Below are 22,925 nucleotides of genomic sequence, written 5' to 3' on the forward strand. Positions count from 1 at the left end.
TCGTTGTGTCTTAATTTTACCGTTTCGTCCGACTTGCTGTCAAACCGGGCGAACCAGCTACAATCTCGACCACCCCGCTTCCGGGGCAACCCTCTCATCTTACCGTGACATTTGGCCGTTGTCCAATCACCCGGTTTTTCGGATGATGCGACGCCGTACCAAGTGGTGGCTGTGTTGGAGAAGGAGTGGCCCCTCGGGGCCCGTCCGCCGTCATGCGGCGTCCGGCTCGCTCCCGGGGCACAGACGAGATTAGGTCGGGATCGCCCTCACGTCAAATCTGCGTCCGGCATGTCGATCTCTGCCCCTATCCTCCACTAGGTGACCGCCACGATCGCCGCACCCGAGAGCCCGACACGCGCCCTCCCCCGTACCCCTCCCTGGCTCGCCGTCGTGGCGGGCGTCGTGGCCTGCGCCGTCGCGCTCACCGGGTCGGGCGGCGCGACCCTCAACGGGGACGAGCTGGCCACCCTCAGCGCGGCCAGGCGCGGCATCTCCGGCATGTGGGAGCTCGCGCAGCACATCGACGGCCACTTCCTGCCCTACTACGTGTTCATGCACTTCTGGACGGCGTTCGGCGAGGCGGAGCTCTGGCTGCGGCTGCCGTCGGCCGTGGCCATCGGCGTGGCCGCCGCCTTCCTGGTCTGCCTCGGCCGGCGCCTGCACGGGACGACTGCGGGCCTGACGGCCGCGGCGCTGTTCGCCGTGCTTCCCTCGGTCTCCTACTACGGCGCCTTCGCCAGGTCCTACGCCTTCGCCGCCGCGGCGGTCACGATCTCCTTCTGGTGCCTGCACCGTGCCCGATGGGTGCGGTACGCGGTGTCCGTGGCCTTCGTCGGCTGCACGCACCTGTTCGCCGTCCTGGTCCTCCCCGCGCACCTCGCCCTGCTCCGCAGGGGTACCGCGAGCGCCAGGGACGCCGGAGGCACCGCGAGCGCCAAGGGCACCTGGGGCATGGTCCTGGCCATGGCGGCCGGGTTCGTCCCCGCGGCCGTGCTGGGTCTCATCGGGTACGGCGAGCGCCACGCGATCAGCTGGATCCCCCAGCGTGGCCCCGAGGTGCTGCTGAAGTTCCCCAAGATGGCGGCGGGGGCGAGCGGGATCGGCCTGCTGCTGTTCGCGGTCGCGCTCGCCGGTGCCGTCCTCATGATCAGGAGGGACACCCGGTGGGGCCTGGCGCTGTCCGGCTGGCTGCTGCTCCCGCCCGTGCTGCTGCTGGCGGTCTCCCACCTGGTGACACCCGTGTACGTGGACCGCTATCTCTTCGTCACCGCTCCCGCGCTCGCGCTGCTGGCGGCGATCGCGGTGGCCGAACTGCCCCGCTTCGCCGTACCGGCCGCCGTGGCCCTCACGGTCGCCGCGGGCGCGCTGGCCGTACCGCAGCACGGGGAGATCAGGGAGCCGAACGGCCGCTTCGAGGATGTGCCGTGGGCGATCCGGCGGATGAAGCTCGAGCCCGGTGACGCGATCGTGTACGGCCAGAGCTCGCTGCGCACCGGCTTCGACTACTACGCCGCGGCTGTCATGCCGGACGACGTGCTGCGGGAGAGCACGGCGCCGGCCGCCGACAGTTTCGCCTACCCCGAGAAGGCGGACGTCGCCGCCGCACTCGCGGGCCGCGACAGGGTCTGGCTGGTGTGGCGCGGCGCGAAGGACGCCGACCTGCCGGCGATCGAGAAGGTACGGCAGGCGGGCTTCGACCGGGCCCAGGCCTGGCACTCGGCCGACATCCCCGGCCTGACGGTCTCCCTCTACACGCGAAAGGCGGGCCTGCCCTGAGGACAGGCCCGCCGGCGGTCGGGCGGGTCAGCCGACGATGACGCCGCCGATCGACTTCTTGCCGCGGCGCAGGACGAGGAACCGTCCCTGGATCAGGTCGTCCGCGCCGGGCGTGAACGCCTCATCGGTGATCTTGACGTTGTTGAGGTACGCCCCGCCCTCCTTGATCGCACGCCGGGCCGCCGACTTCGACTCGACCAGGCCACTTTCGGCCATGAGGTCGGCGAGGGTCGGGCCCAGCGTGGCGACCCTGGCCAGCGGGACCTCCGCCAGCGCCGCCTCCAGCGTCGCGGCCGGCAGGTCCTCGAGCGTGCCCTGCCCGAACAACGCCTTGGATGCGGCGACCACGGCGTCGAGCTCGGCCTTGCCGTGCAGCAGCTCGGTGAGCTCCTCGGCCAGGGCTCGCTGCGCCTCGCGGGCGAAGGGCCGCTCGGCGACGGCCTTCTCCAGTTCCTCGATCTCCTCGCGGCTGCGGAAGGTGAACACCTTGAGGTAGTGGATCACGTCGCGGTCGTCAGAGTTGAGGAAGTACTGGTAGAAGGCGTAGGGCGAGGTCATGGCCGGGTCGAGCCACAGCGCGCCGCCCGCCGTCTTGCCGAACTTGGTGCCGTCGGCCTTGGTGATCAGTGGCAGGGTGAGCGCGTGGACGTGCCCGCCCTCGACGCGGCGAACCAGGTCGACGCCCGCGGTGATGTTGCCCCACTGGTCGCTGCCGCCGATCTGCAGCGTGCAGCCGTGCCTGCGGTACAGCTCCAAGAAGTCGTTCGACTGCAGGATCTGGTAGCTGAACTCGGTGTAGCTGAGTCCCTCACCGGCCAGGCGCGCCGAGACCGACTCGCGGGCCAGCATGCGGTTGACGGGGAAGTGCTTGCCGATGTCGCGCAGGAAGTCGATCGCGGACAGCTCGGCGGTCCAGTCGAGGTTGCTGACCATGAGCGCGGGGTTGGGCTGGATCTCGAAGTCGATGAAACGCCCCACCTGGCCGCGCAGCCGCTCCACCCATCCGGCGACGACGTCACTGGAGTTGAGCGCGCGCTCGGAGTTGCGTCCGCTGGGGTCGCCGATCAGCCCGGTGGCGCCACCGACCAGGCCGATGGGCCGGTGGCCGGCCAGCTGGAAGCGGCGCAGCGTCAGCAGCGGCACGAAGTGGCCGACGTGCAGCGAGGCCGCGGTCGGGTCGAAGCCGCAATAGACCGTGATCGGCCCCTTGGCCATGGACGCCCTGAGGGCGTCGAGGTCGGTGGACTGCGCGATCAGGCCTCGCCACGCGAGGTCGTCGAGGATGTCGGTCACGATTCCGGCTTTCCCAACATGTAGTGGTTGACGGGGACTAGCCTGCCCGATACACACGCATCCTCGCCACTTGGATACGCTCGGTGTCCATGTGGAAGGTCCGTCGCGAGCTGACCGTTCTCAAGATCCTAGGGGCTCTGGCCTGTGCCGGGCTCGGGGTCTACTGGTACCTCGGCGGCGACGTGCGCGGCGTCGTCCTGGCCGTCCCCGCGACCTTGCTGGTCGGCGCGATGGCGGCCAGGGACGTGATCGCCCCCGTACGGCTGGCCGCCGACGAGAGCGGCATCACGGTCGTGCACGGCTTCGCCGGCAGACGGCACGTCCCCTGGGACCAGATCGAGGACGTGCGCGTCGACGTGCGCACGAGGTTCGGGCTGCGCAGCGAGATGCTCGAGATCGACACCGGCGACCACCTGCACCTGCTGAGCGGCTACGAGCTCGGCGGCGCCTCCTGCACGGAGGTCGCGGCGTTGTTGCGCCGCCGCGGCGTGTGAGCCCGGTACGGCGAGACGGTCGGCTCCCCCTCGATCCAGAACCGCCACGGCGTGTCGGCGGCGCTGGAGATTCCCGTCCTGGGTCCTGAGCGGATCGCCGGAGCCGGCTCTCCTTCGAGCACCCGGCCGATCATGTCAAGCCCGTTGTCGGCCCTGCCGAGGCCGAGCGCGGTCGCCAGCCTGGCGGGGCCGCGCGCGAGGTCGCGGTCCTTGGCGGCGGGCCGGCGGGCGCGGGCCAGGGGCAGGCCGGCCACGATCTCGCCGGCGCGCAGCAGCACCGCCGAGCCGTGTCCCTCGGGCAGGCAGACGAGGTTGGCGCAGTAGTGCATGCCGTAGGTGAAGTAGACGTACAGGTGGCCGGGCGGGCCGAACATGACCGCGTTGCGCGGGGTCTGCCCGCGGTAGGTGTGGGAGGCGGGGTCCTCCCCCGGCAGGCCGTACGCCTCGACCTCGGTCAGCCGGACGCCGACGTCGCCGTGCACGAGGACGCACCCGAGCAGGTCGGGTGCGACCTCGTGGGCGGGGCGGTCGAAGAAGTCCCTGGTCAGACGTTGGACGCCCATGCCGCCTGCACGTCGACGGTCTCGCGCAGGGCGGCGATCTGGTCGCGGACCCTGTCGGGGGCCGTGCCGCCGTGCGCCTTGCGCGCGGCCAGGGCGCCCGGCACGTTGAGGACGTCGCGGACGTCCGGCGTCAGGTGCGGCGACACCTTGGCCAGGTCCTCGTCGCTCACGTCGCCGAGGTCGACGTCGTTGACCTGGCAGTAGACGACCAGGTGGCCGACGGCCTCGTGCGCCTCGCGGAAGGGCACGCCCTTGCGGACCAGCAGCTCGGCCAGGTCGGTGGCCAGGGCGAAGCCGTCGGAGGCGGTCGCCGACATGCGGGCGGTGTTGACGCGCATGGTGGAGACCAGCCCGGCCACCGCGGGCAGCACGACGAGCAGCGTGTCGACGGTGTCGAAGACCGGCTCCTTGTCCTCCTGCAGGTCGCGGTTGTAGGTGAGCGGCAGGCCCTTGAGCACGGTCAGCAGCGTCATGAGGTTGCCGATGAGACGGCCGGACTTGCCGCGGGCGAGCTCGGCCACGTCCGGGTTCTTCTTCTGCGGCATGATCGACGAGCCGGTCGAGTAGGCGTCGTCCATCTCGATCCAGCGGAACTCCTGCGAGGCCCACAGGACGATCTCCTCGCCGAGCCGCGACAGGTGGACGCCGATCATCGCGGCGTCGAACAGGAACTCGGCGGCGAAGTCGCGGTCGGCGACGGCGTCCATCGAGTTCGGCGCGGCGGCGTCGAAGCCGAGCTCGGCGGCGACGACGACGGGGTCGAGCGGCAGCGACGAGCCGGCCAGCGCGCCGGAGCCCAGCGGCGAGACCGCGGCCCGCTTGTCCCAGTCGATCAGGCGGTCGATGTCGCGTGCGAAGGCGTGCACGTGCGCCAGCAGCTGGTGGCCGAAGGAGACCGGCTGGGCGTGCTGCAGGTGGGTCATGCCGGGCGCCGCCGTGTCGGCGTGGTCGGCGGCCTGGGCCAGCAGCGCCGTCTCCAGCTCCACCAGCCTGGAGACGATGGTGCGGACGTGGTCGCGGAGGTAGAGCCGCAGGTCGGTGGCGATCTGGTCGTTGCGGCTGCGCCCGGCGCGCAGCTTGCCGCCGAGGGCGCCGAGCCGCTCCAGCAGCCCCCGCTCCAGCGCGGTGTGCACGTCCTCGTCGGCGACCGTCGGCCGGAACTCACCGTTCTTGCAGGCGCGCTCCAGGTCGTCGAGCGCGCCGATCATGCGCTCGAGCTCGTCGTCCGTCAGCAGGTCCGCCCTGTTCAGCACGCGGGCGTGCGCCCGCGAGGCCATCAGGTCGTACGGCACCAGCCGCCAGTCGAAGTGCACGCTCACCGACAGCCGAGCCAGCGCGTCGGCGGGGCCCGACTCGAAGCGCCCGCCCCACAGCCTCATCGGCTTGCCATCACTCACCGTCATACCCTCCGTCTTCTCCGCGAAGTCCCACGCGATCCTAGCCATGCTTCACGTCACGGGCTGCAGCGATCTTGGACGGCAGGCTCCACAGCTGGACGAATCCCTTGGCGAGCGACTGGTCGAAGGTGTCGCCGGTGTCGTAGGTGGCCAGCGAGAAGTCGTACAGCGACTGCTCCGAGCGCCGGCCCGTGACGACCGCGCGGCCGCCGTGCAACGTCATCCTGACGTCGCCGCTGACGTACTTCTGCGCCTCGGCGATGAGCGCGTCGAGGGCGTGCTTGAGCGGCGAGAACCACAGGCCGTCGTAGACGAGCTCGCTCCAGCGCTGGTCGACGCCGCGCTTGAAGCGGGCCAGGTCGCGTTCGACGGTGACGTTCTCCAGCTCCATGTGCGCGGTGATGAGCGCGATGGCGCCGGGCGCCTCGTAGACCTCGCGCGACTTGATGCCGACGAGCCGGTCCTCGACCATGTCGATCCTGCCGACGCCCTGCGCGCCGGCCCGCCTGTTCAGCTCGTCGACGATCTGGAACGGCGTGAGCAGCCGCCCGTCGAGGGCGACCGGCACGCCGCGCTCGAAGGTGATGACGACCTCGTCGGCCTCGCGCGGCTCGGCCGGGTCGGCGGTGTAGGCGTAGATGTCCTCGGTGGGACCGTTCCAGATGTCCTCGAGGTAGCCGGTCTCGATGGCCCTGCCCCACAGGTTCTGGTCGATCGAGTAGGGGTTCTTCTTGGTGGTCTCGATCGGCAGGCCCTTCTCCTCGGCGAAGGCGATGGCCTTGTCACGGGTCCAGGCGAAGTCGCGGGCGGGCGCGACGACCTTGAGGTCGGGGGCCAGCGCGGCCAGGCCCGCCTCGAAGCGGACCTGGTCGTTGCCCTTGCCGGTGCAACCGTGGGAGACCGTGGTGCCGCCGAACTGCTTGGCCGCCGACACCAGGTGCTTGACGATCAGCGGGCGCGACAGCGACGACAGCAGCGGGTAGCGGTCCATGTAGAGCGCGTTGGCCTGCAGCGCGGGGACGCAGAAGTCGGCCGCGAACTCGTCCTTGGCGTCGATCACCACGGACTCGACGGCGCCGCAGTCGAGGGCGCGTTTCTGGATCACGTCCATGTCCTCGCCGCCCTGACCGAGGTCGACGGCCACGGCGATGACCTCGGCGTCCATTTTCTCGGCCAGGAACGGAATGGCGACGGAGGTGTCCAGCCCTCCGGAGAAGGCGAGCACGACTCTCTCAGACATGATCATGGTCCTTTGCGGTTGGCGATGTTGAGCAGGCTGCCCGCGAGCGCCTGGCCCCCCTGCGGGTCACGGCTGATGACCAGGATGGTGTCGTCTCCTGCCACGGTGCCGAGGATGGACTCCCAGTCGGCGTGGTCGATGGCGGAGGCGAGGAACTGGGCGGCGCCGGGCGGTGTCCTGACGATGACGAGGTTGGCCGAGGCCTCGGCGGAGACGAGCAGTTCCTCGGCGATGCGGTTGAGCCTGGCGGCGGGCGACTCGCCGGTGCCGAGGCGGGCCAGCGGGATGCGCCCGCCGCCCTCGCCGGGAAGGGCGTAGACCAGCGAGCCGTCCTCCGCGCGCAGCTTGAGGGCGCCGAGCTCGTCCAGGTCGCGGGAGAGCGTGGCCTGGGTGACCTCGACCCCGCTCTCGGCGAGCAGCTTGGCCAGCTCCGGCTGGGAGCGCACGGCCTGGCGCTGCAGCAGCTCGGTGATCTTGGCCTGTCGCGCCACCTTGGTCATGGGGATGGTCATCGGGACTCCTTCGCCGGTGCCGTCACCAGCCACTGCAGGAGCGCCTTCTGCGCGTGGCGGCGGTTCTCCGCCTGGTCCCACACCACGCTGCGGGGGCCGTCGAGCACCTCGGCGCTGATCTCGTAGCCGCGGTAGGCGGGCAGGCAGTGCAGCACGACGGCCTCGGGCGCGGCGTGGGCCAGCAGCGCGGAGTTCACCTGGTACGGCATGAGCACCGCGACGCGCTCCTCCTTGCCGTCCTGCCCCATGGACACCCAGGTGTCGGTGGCGACGACGTCGGCGCCGTGCGCGGCGACCACCGGGTCCTGGTGGACGGCGACGGTGCCGCCGGTCTGTTCCGCGATCTCCGCGGCCCTGGCCAGGATCGCGGGATCGGGCTGGAAGCCGGACGGCGCGGCGATCCGCACGTGCATGCCGGCGGTGGCGCCGCCGAGCAGGTAGGAGTGGGCCATGTTGTTGGCGCCGTCGCCGAAGTAGGCCAGCGTCAGCCCCTCGGTCCTGCCGAAACGCTCCCTGACGGTCTGCAGGTCGGCGAGGATCTGGCAGGGGTGGTACTCGTCGGTCAGGGCGTTGACCACGGGCACGCCCGAGGCCGCGGCCATGGCGTCGATGCGCTGCTGGGCGCCGGTCCGCCACACGATGGCGGCCACCTGGCGCTCCAGCACCCTGGCGGTGTCCTCGATCGGCTCGCCGCGGCCCATCTGGGACGTGCCGCCGTCGATGATCATGGGGAGGCCGCCCAGCTCGCCGATGCCGACGGCGAAGGAGACACGCGTCCTGGTGGACGGCTTGTCGAACAGGACGGCGACGGTCCTGGGGCCCGCGAAGGGGCGGTAGCCGTACGGGTCCTTCTTCATCGCCGCGGCCAGGTCGAGCACCTCGGCCTGCTCGGCTGGCGAAAGGTCGTCGTCCTTCAGGAAGTGCCGGACGGGTGGTCTAGTCACGGGAGGCCTCTTCGAGGATGGAGGGGAGGGCGGTGACGAAGGAGCGGATCTCCTCGGCCGTCACCACCAGCGGAGGGGCGAGCCGTACCGCGTCGGGCTGCAGGGCGTTGACCAGGAATCCGGCGTTCTGGGCGGCCTGCTGCACCTTGCCGGAGAGCGGCTGGTGGAGCACCAGCGCCAGCCAGAGGCCGCGGCCGCGCACGCCCTTCAGCAGCGGGTGCCGCACCTCCTCCAGGCCCGACCACAGCAGGTCGGCGGCCCGGTTGACGTGGTCGAGGTCGACGTTGTCCAGGACGGCCAGCGCGGCGGCGCAGGAGACCGGGTTGCCGCCGAACGTCGAGCCGTGATCGCCCTTCTCGAACAGCGTGCCGGCGAAGCCGAAGCCCACGCACGCGCCGATCGGCAGCCCGCCGCCCAGGCCCTTGGCCAGGGTGAGGATGTCGGGCACGACGCCGTCGGCCTGGTGGGCGAACCAGTGTCCCGTCCGGCCGATGGCCGACTGGATCTCGTCGGCGACCAGCAGTGCCCCCGTCGCGGTGCAGATCTCGCGGGCGGCCTTGAGGTAGCCGTCCGGCGGCGGCACGACGCCCGCCTCGCCCTGCGTGGGCTCGAGGAAGACGGCGATGCAGTCCTCGGTGACGGCCTGGGCGAGCGCGTCGGCCTCGCCGTACGGCACGAAGCGGACCTCGACGGGGAACGGGCCGAACTGGTCGCGGATGGCCTTCTTGCCGGTCAGCGACAGGGCGCCCATGGTGCGGCCGTGGAAGCCGTTCTCGGTGGCGACGAAGTAGGAGCGGCCGGTGGCCTTGCCGTACTTGACCGACAGCTTGTAGGCGGCCTCGTTCGCCTCGGTGCCGGAGTTGGCGAAGAAGATCCTGGCGGGCTCCTTCAGCAGCTCCAGCAGCTTCTCGGCGAGCAGCACCTCGGGCTCGTGCAGGAACAGGTTGCTGGTGTGGGCGATGGTGGCCACCTGCCGGGAGACCGCCTCCACCAGCGCGGGGTGGGCGTGGCCGAGCGAGTCGACCGCGATCCCGCCGATGAAGTCGAGGTACGGCCGGCCGTCGACGTCCCACACGGTGGTACCCTCGCCTCGGGCCAGAGCCAGCGGCGGGACGCCGTAGTTCGGCATGAAGGCGTTCTCGAACCTCTGATACAGGTTCATCAGGGCATCACCATGGTTCCGATTCCGTGGTCGGTGAAGATCTCGAGCAGCAGGGAGTGGGGCACGCGGCCGTCGAGGACGTGCGCCTGCGGCACGCCGCCCTGCACGGCCGTCAGGCAGGCCTCCATCTTGGGCACCATGCCGCTGGACAGCGTCGGCAGCATCTCGGCCAGCTCGGCCGCCTTGAGCCGGTCGATCACGTCGGTGTCCTCGGGCCAGTTGGCGTACAGGCCCTCGACGTCGGTGAGCACGATCAGCTTCTGCGCGTCGAGCGCGACGGCCAGCGCGGCGGCGGCGGTGTCGGCGTTGACGTTGTAGATCTCCCCGTCGTCGCCGCGGGCGACGCTGGAGACGACGGGGATGCGGCCGTCGTCGAGCATCGCCCGGACCGCGCCTGGCTCGACCCTGACGATCTCGCCGACCTGGCCGATGTCGACCGGCTCGCCGTCGACGACGGCGTGCTTGCGCTCGGCGGTGAACAGGTGGGCGTCCTCGCCTGACATGCCGACGGCGAACGGGCCGTGCCGGTTGATCAGGCCGACGACGTCGCGGTTGACCTGGCCGACCAGGACCATCCTGACGACCTGCATGGCCTCGGGCGTGGTGACCCGAAGCCCCGCGGTGAACGTCGACTCGATGCCCAGCCGGTCGAGCTGGGCGTTGATCTGCGGCCCTCCGCCGTGCACGACGACGGGCTTGAGGCCCGCGTAGCGCAGGAAGACGATGTCCTCGGCGAAGCCCTCCTTGAGGGAGTCCTCGGTCATGGCGTTGCCGCCGTACTTGATGACGACGGTGGCGCCGCTGAACCTGGCCAGCCAGGGCAGCGCCTCGATCAGCGTGCTCGCCTTGGCGAGCGCTCCGTTGGCCCTCATGAGCTGTACGCCGAGTTCTCGTGGACGTAGGCGGCGGTCAGGTCCGTCGTGTGGATGGTCGCCGAGTGCGGTCCTGCCGACAGGTCGATGGTGATGGTGACGTCGCGGGGACGCATGTCGACCTTGGCGCGGTCGTCGCCGACGGCGCCGCCCCTGCAGATCCAGATGCCGTTGATGGCCACGTTGATCCGGTCGGGCTCGAAGACCGCGTCGGTGGTGCCGACCGCCGACAGGACGCGGCCCCAGTTGGGGTCCTCGCCGTGGATGGCGCACTTGAGGAGGTTGGAGCGGGAGACCGTACGGCCGACGGTGACCGCGTCGTCCTCGCTGGCCGCGCCGACGACCTCGATGGCGATCGCCTTGGAGGCGCCCTCGGCGTCGACCAGCAGCTGCCGCGCCAGGTCGGCGCAGACCTCGGTGATCTTCTTCTCGAACTCGTCGAGGTCGGGGATGATGCCGGAGGCGCCGCTGGCCAGCAGCAGCACGGTGTCGTTGGTGGACATGCAGCCGTCGGCGTCGAGCCGGTCGAAGGTCTTCGACGTGGCCTTGCGCAGCACCGTGTCGAGCTGCTCGGCCGACAGGTCGGCGTCGGTGGTGATGACGCACAGCATGGTCGCCAGGGCGGGGGCGAGCATGCCGGCGCCCTTGGCCATGCCGCCGACCATGTAGCCGCCGTCGCCGCGCTTGAAGGAGATCTTGGAGACGGTGTCAGTCGTGCGGATCGCGTCGGCCGCCGCCAGGCCGCCGTCGCGGGAGAGCTGGGTGGCGGCGCTGTCGACGCCGGCCAGCAGCCGGTCCATGGGCAGCCGCTCGCCGATCAGGCCGGTGGAGCACACCGCGATCTCGCCGGCCGAGTCGGCCAGCACCTCGGCGACCTTCTCCGCCGTGGCGTGGGTGTCCTGGAAGCCCTCGGGACCCGTGCAGGCGTTGGCGCCGCCGGAGTTGAGGACGACCGCGCGCACCCTGCCGCCGGCCAGGACCTGCTGTGACCACAGGACAGGGGCGGCCTTCACGCGGTTGGCGGTGAAGACGCCCGCCGCGGCGCGGCGGGGCCCCTCGTTGACGACGAGGGCCAGGTCGCGGTGACCGCTGGCCTTGATGCCCGCGGTGATGCCCGCGGCCTTGAACCCGAGGGGTGCTGTGACGCTCATGCGTCCTCCTTCGTCGGACGCATGAGCGTCAACGCACAGTGTTTGATGGTTCCCTCGCCACGCTCGCTCACGGGGCGACTCCGTTCTGAGGAAGGCCGAGCTCTTCTGGTAGGCCGAGGGCGAGGTTGACGCTCTGGATCGCGCCGCCCGCCGTGCCCTTGGTGAGGTTGTCGATGGCGATGACGGCGACCACGCGGCCGGCTCGCTCGTCCAGCGTGACCTGCAGGGCCGCGGTGTTGGCGCCGTAGGTCATCGCGGTGGCGGGCCAGGTGCCTTCGGGCAGCAGCGTGACGAACGGCTCGTCCTTCAGCGCGCTGTCGTAGGCCTCGCGCAGCGTGGCGGTGGTGAGGCCGGGGGCGGCGGGGGCCGTGCAGGTCGCGAGGATGCCGCGGCTCATCGGGGCCAGCATCGGGGTGAAGGCGACGGTGACGGGGACACCCGCCACGGCCGACAGGTTCTGCTCCATCTCGGGCGTGTGGCGGTGGACGCCGCCGACGCCGTAGGCGCTGACCGAGCCCATGACCTCGCTGCCGAGCAGGTGCGGCTTGAGCGCCTTGCCGGCGCCGCTGGTGCCGGTGGCGGCCACCACGACCACGTCGGGCTCGGCGAGCCCTTCCGCGAAGGCCGGGAAGAGGGCCAGGGTGACGGCCGTCGGGTAGCAGCCGGGTACGGCGATGCGCCGGGCGGCCTTGAGCAGGTCGCGCTGGCCGGGAAGCTCGGGCAGGCCGTACGGCCAGGTGCCCGCGTGGGCTCCGCCGTAGAACTCCGCCCACGCGGCGGGGTCGGCGAGCCGGTGGTCGGCTCCGCAGTCGACGACCACCGTGTCGTCGTCGAGCTGGGCGGCGACCGCGGCGGACTGGCCGTGCGGGAGGGCGAGGAAGACCACGTCGTGGCCGGCGAGGGTCTCGGCGGTGGTTTCCTGAATGATCCGGCCGGCCAGCTGGGGCAGGTGCGGCTGGTGGGCGCCGAGCGGGCTGCCCGCGCTCGCGGCCGCGGTCAGCGCGCCGATCTCCAGCTCAGGATGCATGAGCAGCAGGCGCGCGAGCTCACCTCCGGCATAGCCGCTGGCTCCGGCGATCGCCACACGCTGCATAATCATTCACCCTTACTCATGCTCTTGCTTAGAAAGATTATGCATGTGAGTCGATGAACATGCAAGCAAGCTCGGCCTGCGCGCCCGCATCGTGAGATGGGACTAAACACCCAAAGAGTGCATAATCACTCAGAATTGAGGATCTAGCGTCACGTACCTACCGGTCGGTACTGTGAAACTCCGGTTCACAGACCCTGCGGGAGTTCTTGCCCATGAGCATCACGCACACCCAGGTCCAGGCCCAGCTCACGGCGGCGGGCCAGCTGTTCGAAACCGAGGCGCTCGACTCCGGGATCCGTACGTGGAAGCACGCACCCGGACACTTCCGCACGATGCTCGAGAACAGTCGGTTCCAGGGCGAGAAGGACTTCCTCGTCTACGAGGACGAGCGGATCAGCTACGAGGAGCACTACCGGCAGGCGGCCACCCTGGCGCGCAGGCTCGCCGAGGAGTACGGCGTCGCCAAGGGTGACAGGGTCGCGATCGCCATGCGCAACTACCCGGAATGGGTCGTCTCCTTCTCCGCCGTGCTCGCCGCGGGGGCGATCGCCGTACCGCTGAACGCGTGGTGGACCGCGCAGGAGCTCGCCTACGGGGTCACGGACTCGGGCGCCAAGGTGCTGATCGCCGACGGCGAGCGCGCCGAGCGGCTGGCCGGCACAGGCGTGCCGCTGATCGTCACCAGAGGATCGGGACACGGCAGGCCGTGGAACGAGGTCATGGGCGAGGTCAGGCCGGACGTGACGCTTCCCGAGGTGGAGCTGTCGCCCGAGGACCCGGCCACCATCTTCTACACCTCCGGCACGACGGGGCTGCCCAAGGGCGCGCTCGGCAGCCACCGCAACCTCGGCCAGGCCCCGATGACCGTCGCCTACTCGCTGATCAGAGCGGTCGTCATGGCGGGCAAGGACCCGTCCGGCCTGACGGGTGAGCGGCGCGTGACGCTGCTGACCGTGCCGCTGTTCCACGTGACGGGCTGCTTCGCCGTCCTCATGGGCACCATGTTCACCGGAGGCGCTCTCGTGCTCATGTACAAGTGGGACCCCGAGCGGGCGCTGCAGCTCATCGAACGCGAGCAGATCACCGGCATGACCGGCGTGCCCACCAACGCCTGGCAGCTGCTGTCGCACCCCGACGTGGGCAAGTACGACCTGTCGTCCCTCACCGGCATCTCGTACGGCGGCGCCCCCGCACCGCCCAAGCTCATGGAGCGCATCAGCGCCGAACTGCCGGGCCGCGCGCCGAGCAACGGTTACGGCATGACGGAGACCACGGCCCTGGCGATCAACAACGCGGGCGCCGACTACACCCGCAGACCGGACAGCATCGGACTGCCCTCCGCCGTCGTCGACGTGCGCGTCACCGACCCCACGGGCGCGCCGCTGCCCGCCGGCGAGGTGGGCGAACTGTGCCTGCGGGGACCCAACGTCATCCTCGGCTACTGGAACAAGCCCGCGGCGACGGCCGAGACCTTCGTCGACGGGTGGCTGCACACCGGCGACCTGGCGCGGGTGGACGACGAAGGCTTCGTGTACATCGTCGACCGGGCGAAGGACATGGTGATCCGCGGCGGCGAGAACGTGTACTGCGCGGAGGTCGAGGCGGCGCTGTTCGAGCACCCGTCCGTGGACGACGCGGCGGTGATCGGCGTGCCGCACGACGAGCTCGGCGAGGAGGTGGGCGCGGTGGTCCGGCTGTCGGCCCCCGCCACGGCCGAGGAGCTGACGGCGTTCCTGGAGGAACGGATCGCCGGGTTCAAGGTGCCTGCCCACTACTGGTTCAGGGACAGCGAGCTGCCGCGCAACCCGGGCGGCAAGATCCTCAAGACCCGGCTGCGGCAGGAGGTCCTGGGCCCCGACCGACCCTGATGCCCGGCCCCTGCTGACCGGCCCTACTGAGCGCTGACCGGCCCTGCTGAGCGGCCCGAGGCCCGCTCTTCCGCCGCCCTTGCCCCGCGAGCTCATCCCTCCGGTCCGTACCCTTCCACCCCCTTGACCCGCGCGCATCCCCTCGGAACCGCGCTCTTCCACCCTCTCGACCCGCGCCCTTCCACCCCCTTTGACCCCCTTGACGCGCGCTCATCCCCTCGGGCCCGCGCTCTTCCACCCTCTCGACCCGCGCTCTTCCACCCCTCTTGACGCGCGCTCATCCGCGCCCCTCGGTGGGTGGAAGAGCGTTTTTCTTTTGCTTTGTCGCAGGTCAGCGCGCCACAGGCGGTCGTCGTTACCTCCCGCGTAATCGCAGCCTTGATGTCCCTGATGACACGGTTGCACCACCGGAACGAAACACCCTTCCGAAGGAGCACACGATGACCACCATCCCCGTCACCGCCGACCGCGCCAAGTTCCTGCGCCTGGCCCTGGCCGCGGACGCCATCATCACCGGCGGCAACGGGCTGATCTACCTGCTGGCCGCCGCCCCCGTCGGCGCGCTCCTCGGCGCCGACGCAGGCGTCCTGCGCGAGATCGGCCTCTTCCTCCTCGTCTACGGCGCGGCGGTCGGTTTCCTCGCCAGCCGGGCGACCATCAGCAGGGCCGCCACCCAGGCCGTGATCGCCCTGAACATCGTGTGGACCCTCGGCAGCGTCGCCACCGTCGTCACCGGCCTCATGGACTTCACCACCATCGGCGCGATCTGGGCCATCGCCCAGGCCCTCGTGGTGGCAGGCTTCGCCGAACTGCAGATCATGGGCCTGCGCAAGGCCGCCTGACCCCCTCACCGACCCGCCCCTCTCACCAGCAGGAAAGGACGAGAACACCATGACCATCGTCGAGCGCTACCTGGCCGCCTGGAACGAGACCGACGCCGAGGCCCGCGCCAAGGCCGTCGCCGAGCTCTGGACCGAGGACGCCACCTACACCGACCCCATGGCGGACGTGGCCGGCCACGAGGGCATCGCCGCGGTGATCGCCGGAGCCCAGGAGATGTTCCCCGGCCTGGTCTTCACCCCTGGCGAGCTTTACGACGCCCACCACGACCTGGTCCGCTTCACCTGGCACCTCGGCCCCGCCGGCGGCGAGGCGCTGGCCGTCGGGTTCGACGTGGTGAAGCTCGCCGAGGACGGCAGGATCCGCCAGGTGCTCGGCTTTCTCGACAAAGTGCCCGGCTGAGCGATCCGCTCGAAGGCCCCCGGACCCCGGGGGCCTTCGTCATGCTCGGGCCCTCACGCGGAGGCCGTCACACTGGGCCATCCGGCGGGTGCCCATCATGTGGGGCCATCACGCGAAGGAGCCATCGGCTGGGAGGCCATCACGCGAGGGAGCCGTCACGCGAAGGGGTCATCACGCGAAGGGGCCATCGCGTGGGAGGCCATCACGCGAGGGGCCGGCACGCCGGCGCTTCGTCCTGCCGGGCGGTGGAAAATCCTTTGCGCCGACCCGCGGCCCCGAAAGACAATGAACCCTCGTGTCCGACCGACTCAAGCGCCTGCTCGCCCACTTCGCCATCGACCTGGGTCCGCTGCGCGAATCCCGCGACTACCGGCTGCTGATGGCCTCCGGCGTCATCACCATGTTCGGCACGTTCATCACGATGGTCGCGGTGCCGTACCAGATGAAGGAGCTTACCGGCTCCTACGTCGCGGTCGGCCTGGTGAGCCTGGCGGAGTTCGTGCCCATGGTGATCTGCGGGCTGTGGGGCGGCGCGATCGCCGACTCGCTCGACCGGCGCAAGGTCATCCTGCTGGGCGAGGTCGGGCTCATGGTGACCTCGGCGCTCCTGATGGTCAACGCGATCCTGCCCGAGCCGCAGGTGTGGGTGCTGTACGTGGTCGGCGCGCTGTCCACCGGCCTGGCCAGCCTACAGCGGCCGAGTCTGGAGGCGCTGATCCCGCAGGTGGTCAGGCACGACCAGCTGGGTTCCGCGGCCGTGCTGGCCAGCCTGCGCTGGAACATCGGCGCCATCACGGCGCCCGCCCTCGGCGGCCTGCTGGTGACCACGTTCAGCGTCGCCACCGCCTACGCGGTCGACACCATCAGCTTCGTGCTCTCGCTGCTGCTGCTGTGGCGGATCGCGGCCGTCCCGCCGAAGGAGGACGCCGCTCCGGCCTCGCTGAGCTCGCTGGTCGAGGGCGTCCGCTACGCCGTCGGCAGGCGCGACCTGATGGGCACCTACCTGGTCGACATCGCCGCGATGGTGTTCGCCATGTCGACGGCGCTGTTCCCGTTCATCGTCGACCACTACGGCGCTCCCCAGGCGCTCGGCCTGCTGTATTCGGCCGGCGCGGTCGGCTCGCTCGTCGCCTCGCTCACGGGGGCCTGGGCGGCGCGCGTGCAACGACAGGGACTCGGCGTGATCCTGGCGGCGGCGCTGTGGGGGGCGGCGATCGCGCTCGCGGCGGTGATCCCCAACATCTGGGCGATCTTCCTCTGCCTGGCGCTGGCGGGCGCGGCCGACATGGTCAGCGGCATCTTCCGGATGACCATGTGGAACCAGACCATCCCGGAGGAACTGCGCGGCCGCCTGGCGGGCATCGAGCTGCTCTCCTACGCCAGCGGCCCGATGCTCGGCAACGCCAGGGCCGGGCTCATGGCGCAGGCCGGAGGCGCCCGGTTCTCCCTGGGGGTGGGCGGGTTGCTGTGCGTGGGCTCGGTGGCGCTGCTGGCGTGGCTGCTGCCGTCCTTCCGCACCTACGACGCCAGGACCAGCGAACACGCGCTGGCCGAGAAGGCCCGCCGCGAGGCCGCCACCTCCCAGGCCTGACGCCGACGTGCGGCCCTGCCAGCCCCAGGCCGCCCGGACCTGAGCCCGCGCCGCCCCGGCGACGCCACCCCGCTGGAGCACGCCCGCTGATACCGCCGCCCGGAGCCTACCCGGTGGTACCGCCGACGCAGCCTGCCCGGTGATGGTCTGCCGCCGGGGCGTCGGGCACGCCCGGAAAGGACGCGCCGCGAAGGCGTGGCGCTAGGCGGGCCTGCCCTCGGCTTTCCCGAACGCGCGCAGCGCCTCCACGTCGGAGTGGATTCCGGTGACGTAGTCGGCCACCCATCCGGCGACCTCGGGGAAGCCGCTCTCCTCGACGATCCGTGCGCCCGCCGCTCGTGCGTCGAACAGGGTACGGCGGAGCGTGACGGCGCCGCTTCCCGCGTCGAGCAGGGCCCAGTGGGCGCCCGCCGTGCCGTACGGCATGCCGATCGAGCCGGGATTGACCACCAGCCTGCGGTCGACCAGCCTGACGAACGGCATGTGCGTGTTGCCCAGCACGACCGTGTCCGCCCCGACACCGTCGAGCACCTCGGCCCAACGCCCGATCGTGCTGTCGACCAGGATCATCTCATCGTCACGCCGGGGCGTGGCGTGCACGAACAGCGTCGTGCCCAGAGCGCCGAGATCCAGTTCGCGCGCGTCCGGCAGGCCCGCCAGCAGCTCCACCTGGTCATCGCGCAACTGCCGGCCGGCCCACTGCGAGATCGGGTAGGCGCTCGGCTTGCCGCGGGCGACCTCCACGAGCTCCCGGTCCGCGTTGCCGTTCATCCACAGCGCCCGCTCCCCCAGCGAGACCAGCAGGTCGAGCGTCGCAACGGGTTGCGGGCCCGCGGCCATGTCACCGGTGAGGACGAGCAGGTCGGCCGCCACAACGTCGGGTTCGGCCAGCACGGCCTCCAGCGCGGGCAGGACACCGTGGATGTCGGACAGTACGGCTACACGCATGCCGTTCACGCTGCCGGATCGCCCGCGCGCCCCTCAAGGGCTTTCGCCCGCGGCGGACCGCCCGGTCACCCGCACCCTCGGGTCAGCCGCTCCGCGTCCCCTCAGGCATCACCACCGCGGGTGATCAGCCGCTTTCGCGCCAGCCCTCGCGTTCCTCCACCAGCGCGTCGACCCGCGCAAGGTGCTCCTCGTCGAGCCCTTCGACGACGACGAGCCACTGCGCGTCCTCGGCGTCGTCCTCCCCCGCGAGCGTCTCCCTGACGACGGCAGGCACACCGCCGAGCCGCGGGAACCATTCGACCAGCGTCTCGGCCACCTCTTCGGCGTCGTCACGCTCGGAGAACACCAGCAACTGCCTCATGGACGGCAAGCCTAAAGCCCGGCCCTGCCTCCTCGTTCTCCGGGCGTGAGCGGCGTAGATCACCTACCGTGGGCCCATGGCGTCCGACGCGGTGACACCGGAGACGACTCGCTCGCTACCCGGTTGGGTCTTCCCTCCGGCCGAGGGCTTCGCCGCCGAGCACCTCGATCACCTTCCGGATCTGCCTGCGCGCACGGAGTTGATTGACGCAAGCTTGGTGTTCGTGAGCCCACAGCCGTCCCTCCACATGCGCACGGTCTCGCTCCTGGAGTTCGAGCTGCGACGCCAGGCTCCGGGCACGCTCAGGGTGCGCAGGCACATGAGCGTCATCCTCGGCCCGGCCCAGCGGCCCGAGCCTGACGTGAGCATCGTCCGCGCCGAGGCGACGCACGGCGAGGAGACCTCCTACCAGGCGGCCGACGTGCTGCTCGCCGCCGAAGTGGTGACACCGGACTCTCTCGTGCGCGACCGCGAGCGCAAGCCGCAGCTGTACGCGGAGGCGGGCATCAGGCACCACTGGCGGGTCGAGAACGACGCGCATGGTCCCGTCGTCCACGTCTACGAGCTCGACCCCGCGACCTGCGCCTACGGGCTCACCGGGATCCACCACGACCGGTTGAAGCTCACCGTCCCGTTCGACCTCGACATCGACCTCACCGAGATCGACCGGCTCTGAGATCAATCGGCTCTGAGATCTGGACGAATCCGCGAGCCGGGCGGCACGAAGGTCGCCACGAAAAAGGGGGCCCCGAGGGGCCCCCTTTCACGGTCTCTCCTACGCCCCGCGCAGTTGCGCGCCGACCCGGTCGGCGGCCATCGCGACGGCCGCGTCGCGGGCGGCGGTGGTCTCCTCCACCGTCAGCGTGCGGTCGGCGGCGCGGAAGCGCAGCGTGTAGGCCAGCGACTTGTTGCCCTCGCCCACCTGCGCTCCGGTGTAGACGTCGAACAGCCGCACCGACTCCAGCAGCTCGCCCGCGCCGTCACGCAGCGCCGCCGCCACGTCCGCGACCGGGGTCCAGTCGGGGACGATCAGTGCGACGTCCTGCGTGGCGATCGGGTAGGAGGAGACAGGGGGCGTCTCGACCGGCCCCGGCATGGCCTGCTCGAGGCGGGTGAGCTCCAGCTCCATGGCGCAGGTGCGCGGCGGCAGGCCGTAGGCCTCGACCACCCGGGGGTGCAGCTCTCCCGCGTGGCCCACGAGGACGTCGCCCACGTAGAGGGCGGCGCACCGGCCGGGGTGCCACGGCTCGTGCTGGTCGGCGACCACGGCGAGCTCCACGCGGGCCTCACTCGCCACGAGCCGAGCGGCCTGTACGGCGTCGGCCCAGCCGGCCTGGCGGCCCTGGCCCCACCAGCCGGAGCGCTCGAACTCGCCGGCCAGCACGACGGCCACCCGCTGCGGCTGCCTGGGCAGCGCCGACTCGATCGACTCGAGCTCCTCGGGAGAGGGCCGGCGGTCGACGCCGAGCACGGGCGCCTTGGCGGGCGTGCCCTCACCGGGCCGGTAGACCAGGCCGGTCTCGAACAGCGCCACGTCGTTGAACCCGCGGCCCACGTTGCGCACCAGGGTCTTGAGCAGGCCGGGCAGCAGCGTGGTGCGCAGCAGCGGCTCGTCCTCCGACAGCGGGTTGGCCAGCCGTACGGCACGACGGCGGTCGTCGCCCTCGGGCAGCTGCAGGTGGTCGAGGTCGCGCTCGCCGAGGAACGGGTAGGCCAGCACCTCGACGTAGCCGGCGGCGGCCAGCGTGCGGCCGACCCGCCGGCGCAGCCGCTGCGCCTCGGTCAGCCCGGCGCCCGCCGGAGCCTTGGGCAGGATCGAGGGCAGGTCGGCGTAGCCCTCGAGGCGGATGACCTCTTCGGCCAGGTCGTTGGGGTCGGTGAGGTCGGGGCGCCACGACGGCGGCGTGACCGTGATCATGTCGTCGCCCGTCACGGCCAGCAGCCCGTCGGTGTCGCCGCCGGAGACCACGCCCGTGGGGTCGACGCCGCCGCGCTGCGGCGCCGGGTCGGCGCCCGGCACGACCTGGCAGCCCACCTGCTCCAGGCGGGTGACGACCGTCTCACGGGAGTACGGCACGCCGGCCACGGCCCCCGGGTGGGAGGTCGGGATGGCGATCCGCACGGGCGACACCTCGCTCTGGGCGTGGGTGACACCCGGGACGGCGGTGGCACCGCCCAGGGAGGTGAGCAACTGCACCGCCCGCCACGAGGCGGCCAGCGGCAGCTCGCGGTCGACGCCGCGCTCGAAACGCTTGGACGCCTCCGACACCAGGTTGTGCCGACGGGACATGCGCGCCGTGCCGGTGGCCGAGAAGTGGGCCGCCTCGATCACGATGTCGGTGGAGTCGTCGGAGATCTCGGTGTGCAGGCCGCCCATGGTGCCCGCCATCGAGATCGCGCCCGAGTCGTCGGTGATCAGGATGTCGTCGGTGTCGAGCTTGCGGACGACGTGGTCGAGCGTCTCCAGCGTCTCGCCGGGGACGGCCCGCCGTACGACGATCTCGCCGGTCAGCTTCGTGCGGTCGAAGGCGTGCAGCGGCTGGCCGAGCTCCAGCATCACGTAGTTGGTGATGTCGACGGCCAGCGACACCGGACGCATGCCGGCCCTGGTGAGCCTGGTGCGCATCCACAGCGGGCTCGGCGCGGACGGGTCGAAGCCGCGCACCTCGCGCAGCACGAACCTGTCGCAGGACGTCGGGTCGCCGATGGAGGCGGGGTGGGACGGCTCGGTGTCGGCGGGCAGCTCGATCGCCGCCGGGTCATGGAACGGCACGCCGAAGGCGGTGGCCGCCTCGCGGGCCACGCCCCTGATCGACAGGGCGTAGCCGATGTCGGGGGTGATCTCCAGCTCGAGCACGTCGTCGCGCAGGCCGAGCAGCTCGACCACGTCGGTGCCGATCGGGGTGTCCTGGGGCAGCACCATGATGCCGTCGTGGTCGTCGCCGAGGCCGAGCTCGCGCTCGGAGCAGATCATGCCCTCGGACATGCGGCCGTAGGTCTTGCGCGCGCCGACCTCGAAGCCGCCGGGCAGCACCCCGCCGGGCAGCACGACGGGCACCCTGTCGCCCACCACGAAGTTGGTGGCGCCGCAGACGATCTGGCGCGGCTCGGCCTCGCCGACCTCGACCATGCAGTGGCGGATCGGCTTCTTGAACCCGGTCAGCTCCTCGATCGAGAGCACCTCGCCCACCACGACGTTCTTCACGTCGTGGCCGTGGGAGCTGATGCTCTCGAGCTTGAGGCCGGCGGCGGTGAGCTTGTCCGCCACCTCGTGCGCGGTGACGGCGGGGAGGTCGACGTGCTCCCGCAGCCAGGAAAGCGGGACCTTCATCAGATCTCCATTCCGAACGGGAGGGTGAAGCGGACATCGCCCTCGACCATGTCACGCATGTCTTCGGCGTTGTGGCGGAACATCAGCGTCCGCTCGATGCCCATGCCGAAGGCGAAGCCGGAGTACTTGCGCGGGTCGACGCCGCAGGCGACGAGCACGCGCGGGTTGACCATGCCGCAGCCGCCCCACTCGATCCAGCCCTCCGACTTGCAGGTGCGGCAGGGCGGGTTGCCGGGAACGGCCGAGGCGCCCCTGCACACGAAGCACTTGAGGTCCATCTCGGCCGAAGGCTCGGTGAAGGGGAAGTAGTTGGGCCTGAACCTGGTCGTGATGCCCTCGCCGAACATGACCTCGGCGAAGCGGTCGAGCGTGCCCTTGAGGTGGGCCATCGTCAGGCCCTCGTCGATCGCCAGCCCCTCGACCTGGTGGAAGACCGGCGTGTGGGTGGCGTCGAGCTCGTCGGTGCGGAAGACCTTGCCGGGCGAGACGACGTAGACCGGCACGCCCCGCTGCAGCAGCGCCCTGATCTGCACCGGGGAGGTCTGGGTGCGCAGCACCTTGCCGGAGTCGGTGGACTCGACGAAGAAGGTGTCGTGGTCGGAGCGGGCCGGGTGGTCGGTCGCGATGTTGAGCGCGTCGAAGTTGAACCACTCGCCTTCGAGCTCGGGGCCCTCGGCGACCTCGTAGCCCATCGCGACGAAGGTGTCGGCGATGCGTTCCTGCATGGTCGTGAGCGGGTGGCGGGCGCCTCGGGGCGCGCGGTCCCAGGGCAGCGTGACGTCAACCGTCTCCTCGACGAGGACGCGGGCGTCGCGCTCGGCCTCCAGCTCGGCCTGGCGCGCGGCGAGGGCCTCGTTGATCGCCTTGCGGGCGCCGCCGATGCGCTTGCCCGCCTCGGCGCGGGCCGCGGGCGGCAGGGCGCCGATCTCGCGGTTGGCCAGCGCGATCGGCGAGCGGTCTCCGGCGTGTGCGAGGCGCACCTGCTTGAGTGCGTCGAGATCGCCCGCCGCCTTGATCGCGGCGACGGCCTCGGCCTCCATGCGCGCCACCTCGTCGGCGTGCAGAGGGGTGACCTCGACGGGGTCGT

The 22,925-nt window shown here is 71.1% G+C and carries 21 protein-coding genes; 7 read left to right on the forward strand and 14 right to left on the reverse strand.

Annotated elements, in window-relative coordinates; translation table 11 throughout:
• Positions 1-318: 318 nt before the first annotated feature.
• Positions 319-1,776 (forward strand): glycosyltransferase family 39 protein, encoded by a 1,458-nt coding sequence (locus ACWENQ_RS25685; RefSeq protein WP_452416539.1) that lies wholly within the window; start codon positions 319-321, stop codon positions 1,774-1,776.
• Positions 1,777-1,803: 27 nt separating this feature from the next.
• Here the strand turns inward: ACWENQ_RS25685 and tyrS are convergent, their stop codons facing one another.
• The gene (tyrS, locus tag ACWENQ_RS25690; RefSeq protein WP_354912021.1) at positions 1,804-3,069 is read right to left on the reverse strand and encodes a tyrosine--tRNA ligase; all 1,266 of its coding nucleotides are present in this window, start codon (positions 3,067-3,069) and stop codon (positions 1,804-1,806) included.
• 89 nt (positions 3,070-3,158) lie between these two features.
• Here tyrS and ACWENQ_RS25695 point away from each other — a divergent pair, with 89 nt between their 5' ends.
• The gene (locus ACWENQ_RS25695; protein WP_452416541.1) at positions 3,159-3,563 is read left to right on the forward strand and encodes a PH domain-containing protein; all 405 of its coding nucleotides are present in this window, start codon (positions 3,159-3,161) and stop codon (positions 3,561-3,563) included.
• On the opposite strand, the gene ACWENQ_RS25700 is transcribed toward ACWENQ_RS25695, so the two are convergent.
• The 9 genes from ACWENQ_RS25700 to argC form a co-directional block, all read right to left on the reverse strand.
• Entirely contained in the window at positions 3,500-4,126 is a 627-nt protein-coding gene (locus ACWENQ_RS25700; RefSeq protein WP_452416543.1) for a DNA-3-methyladenine glycosylase, read from the reverse strand. The genes ACWENQ_RS25695 and ACWENQ_RS25700 overlap by 64 nt on opposite strands.
• Positions 4,108-5,529, reverse strand: a complete 1,422-nt coding sequence (gene argH, locus ACWENQ_RS25705) for an argininosuccinate lyase (protein WP_354912029.1) — start codon at positions 5,527-5,529, stop codon at positions 4,108-4,110. The genes ACWENQ_RS25700 and argH overlap by 19 nt, the downstream gene beginning before the upstream one ends.
• A gap of 34 nt (positions 5,530-5,563) precedes the next feature.
• Positions 5,564-6,763: an argininosuccinate synthase gene (locus ACWENQ_RS25710; protein WP_452416545.1), complete on the reverse strand. Its 1,200-nt coding sequence runs from the start codon at positions 6,761-6,763 to the stop codon at positions 5,564-5,566.
• Positions 6,764-6,765: 2 nt separating this feature from the next.
• Positions 6,766-7,275, reverse strand: a complete 510-nt coding sequence (locus ACWENQ_RS25715) for an arginine repressor (protein WP_354912034.1) — start codon at positions 7,273-7,275, stop codon at positions 6,766-6,768.
• The gene (gene argF / locus ACWENQ_RS25720; RefSeq protein ID WP_449926419.1) at positions 7,272-8,219 is read right to left on the reverse strand and encodes an ornithine carbamoyltransferase; all 948 of its coding nucleotides are present in this window, start codon (positions 8,217-8,219) and stop codon (positions 7,272-7,274) included. Before argF ends, ACWENQ_RS25715 begins: the two co-directional genes overlap by 4 nt.
• Positions 8,212-9,381: an acetylornithine transaminase gene (locus ACWENQ_RS25725; protein WP_452416546.1), complete on the reverse strand. Its 1,170-nt coding sequence runs from the start codon at positions 9,379-9,381 to the stop codon at positions 8,212-8,214. The genes argF and ACWENQ_RS25725 overlap by 8 nt, the downstream gene beginning before the upstream one ends.
• Positions 9,381-10,253 (reverse strand): acetylglutamate kinase, encoded by an 873-nt coding sequence (argB, locus tag ACWENQ_RS25730; RefSeq protein ID WP_452416548.1) that lies wholly within the window; start codon positions 10,251-10,253, stop codon positions 9,381-9,383. The genes ACWENQ_RS25725 and argB overlap by 1 nt, the downstream gene beginning before the upstream one ends.
• A complete protein-coding gene (gene argJ / locus ACWENQ_RS25735; protein WP_354912042.1) occupies positions 10,250-11,404 on the reverse strand; it encodes a bifunctional glutamate N-acetyltransferase/amino-acid acetyltransferase ArgJ in 1,155 nt (384 codons plus the stop codon). Before argJ ends, argB begins: the two co-directional genes overlap by 4 nt.
• 67 nt (positions 11,405-11,471) lie before the next feature.
• Positions 11,472-12,497 (reverse strand): N-acetyl-gamma-glutamyl-phosphate reductase, encoded by a 1,026-nt coding sequence (gene argC, locus ACWENQ_RS25740; RefSeq protein ID WP_452416550.1) that lies wholly within the window; start codon positions 12,495-12,497, stop codon positions 11,472-11,474.
• Between the two features lie 212 nt (positions 12,498-12,709).
• On the opposite strand from argC, the gene ACWENQ_RS25745 reads away from it, so the two are divergent.
• From ACWENQ_RS25745 to ACWENQ_RS25760, 4 genes are all read left to right on the forward strand, one after another.
• Positions 12,710-14,365: a class I adenylate-forming enzyme family protein gene (locus ACWENQ_RS25745; RefSeq protein WP_452416552.1), complete on the forward strand. Its 1,656-nt coding sequence runs from the start codon at positions 12,710-12,712 to the stop codon at positions 14,363-14,365.
• Between the two features lie 440 nt (positions 14,366-14,805).
• Entirely contained in the window at positions 14,806-15,207 is a 402-nt protein-coding gene (locus ACWENQ_RS25750; protein ID WP_452416554.1) for a hypothetical protein, read from the forward strand.
• Between the two features lie 49 nt (positions 15,208-15,256).
• Positions 15,257-15,607 carry a nuclear transport factor 2 family protein gene (locus tag ACWENQ_RS25755; RefSeq protein WP_449926406.1) on the forward strand — a complete coding sequence of 117 codons (351 nt, stop codon included), beginning with the start codon at positions 15,257-15,259 and terminating at the stop codon, positions 15,605-15,607.
• A 295-nt stretch (positions 15,608-15,902) separates the two neighbouring features.
• Positions 15,903-17,198, forward strand: coding sequence for an MFS transporter (locus ACWENQ_RS25760; protein ID WP_449926403.1), 1,296 nt, complete (start codon positions 15,903-15,905; stop codon positions 17,196-17,198).
• Between the two features lie 201 nt (positions 17,199-17,399).
• Here ACWENQ_RS25760 and ACWENQ_RS25765 read toward each other — a convergent pair whose 3' ends face one another.
• Both ACWENQ_RS25765 and ACWENQ_RS25770 read right to left on the reverse strand, forming a co-directional pair.
• Positions 17,400-18,146, reverse strand: a complete 747-nt coding sequence (locus ACWENQ_RS25765) for a metallophosphoesterase family protein (RefSeq protein WP_452416556.1) — start codon at positions 18,144-18,146, stop codon at positions 17,400-17,402.
• Positions 18,147-18,270: 124 nt separating this feature from the next.
• A complete protein-coding gene (locus tag ACWENQ_RS25770; protein WP_449926397.1) occupies positions 18,271-18,507 on the reverse strand; it encodes a hypothetical protein in 237 nt (78 codons plus the stop codon).
• 76 nt (positions 18,508-18,583) lie between these two features.
• Here ACWENQ_RS25770 and ACWENQ_RS25775 point away from each other — a divergent pair, with 76 nt between their 5' ends.
• Positions 18,584-19,183 (forward strand): Uma2 family endonuclease, encoded by a 600-nt coding sequence (locus ACWENQ_RS25775; RefSeq protein WP_452416558.1) that lies wholly within the window; start codon positions 18,584-18,586, stop codon positions 19,181-19,183.
• Between the two features lie 99 nt (positions 19,184-19,282).
• Here ACWENQ_RS25775 and ACWENQ_RS25780 read toward each other — a convergent pair whose 3' ends face one another.
• Together ACWENQ_RS25780 and pheS are read right to left on the reverse strand one after the other, a co-directional pair.
• Positions 19,283-21,838 carry a phenylalanine--tRNA ligase subunit beta gene (locus ACWENQ_RS25780; protein WP_452416561.1) on the reverse strand — a complete coding sequence of 852 codons (2,556 nt, stop codon included), beginning with the start codon at positions 21,836-21,838 and terminating at the stop codon, positions 19,283-19,285.
• Positions 21,838-22,878: a phenylalanine--tRNA ligase subunit alpha gene (gene pheS, locus ACWENQ_RS25785; protein ID WP_354912496.1), complete on the reverse strand. Its 1,041-nt coding sequence runs from the start codon at positions 22,876-22,878 to the stop codon at positions 21,838-21,840. The genes ACWENQ_RS25780 and pheS overlap by 1 nt, the downstream gene beginning before the upstream one ends.
• Positions 22,879-22,925: the final 47 nt, after the last annotated feature.

The organism is Nonomuraea sp. NPDC004354, from assembly GCF_053602555.1.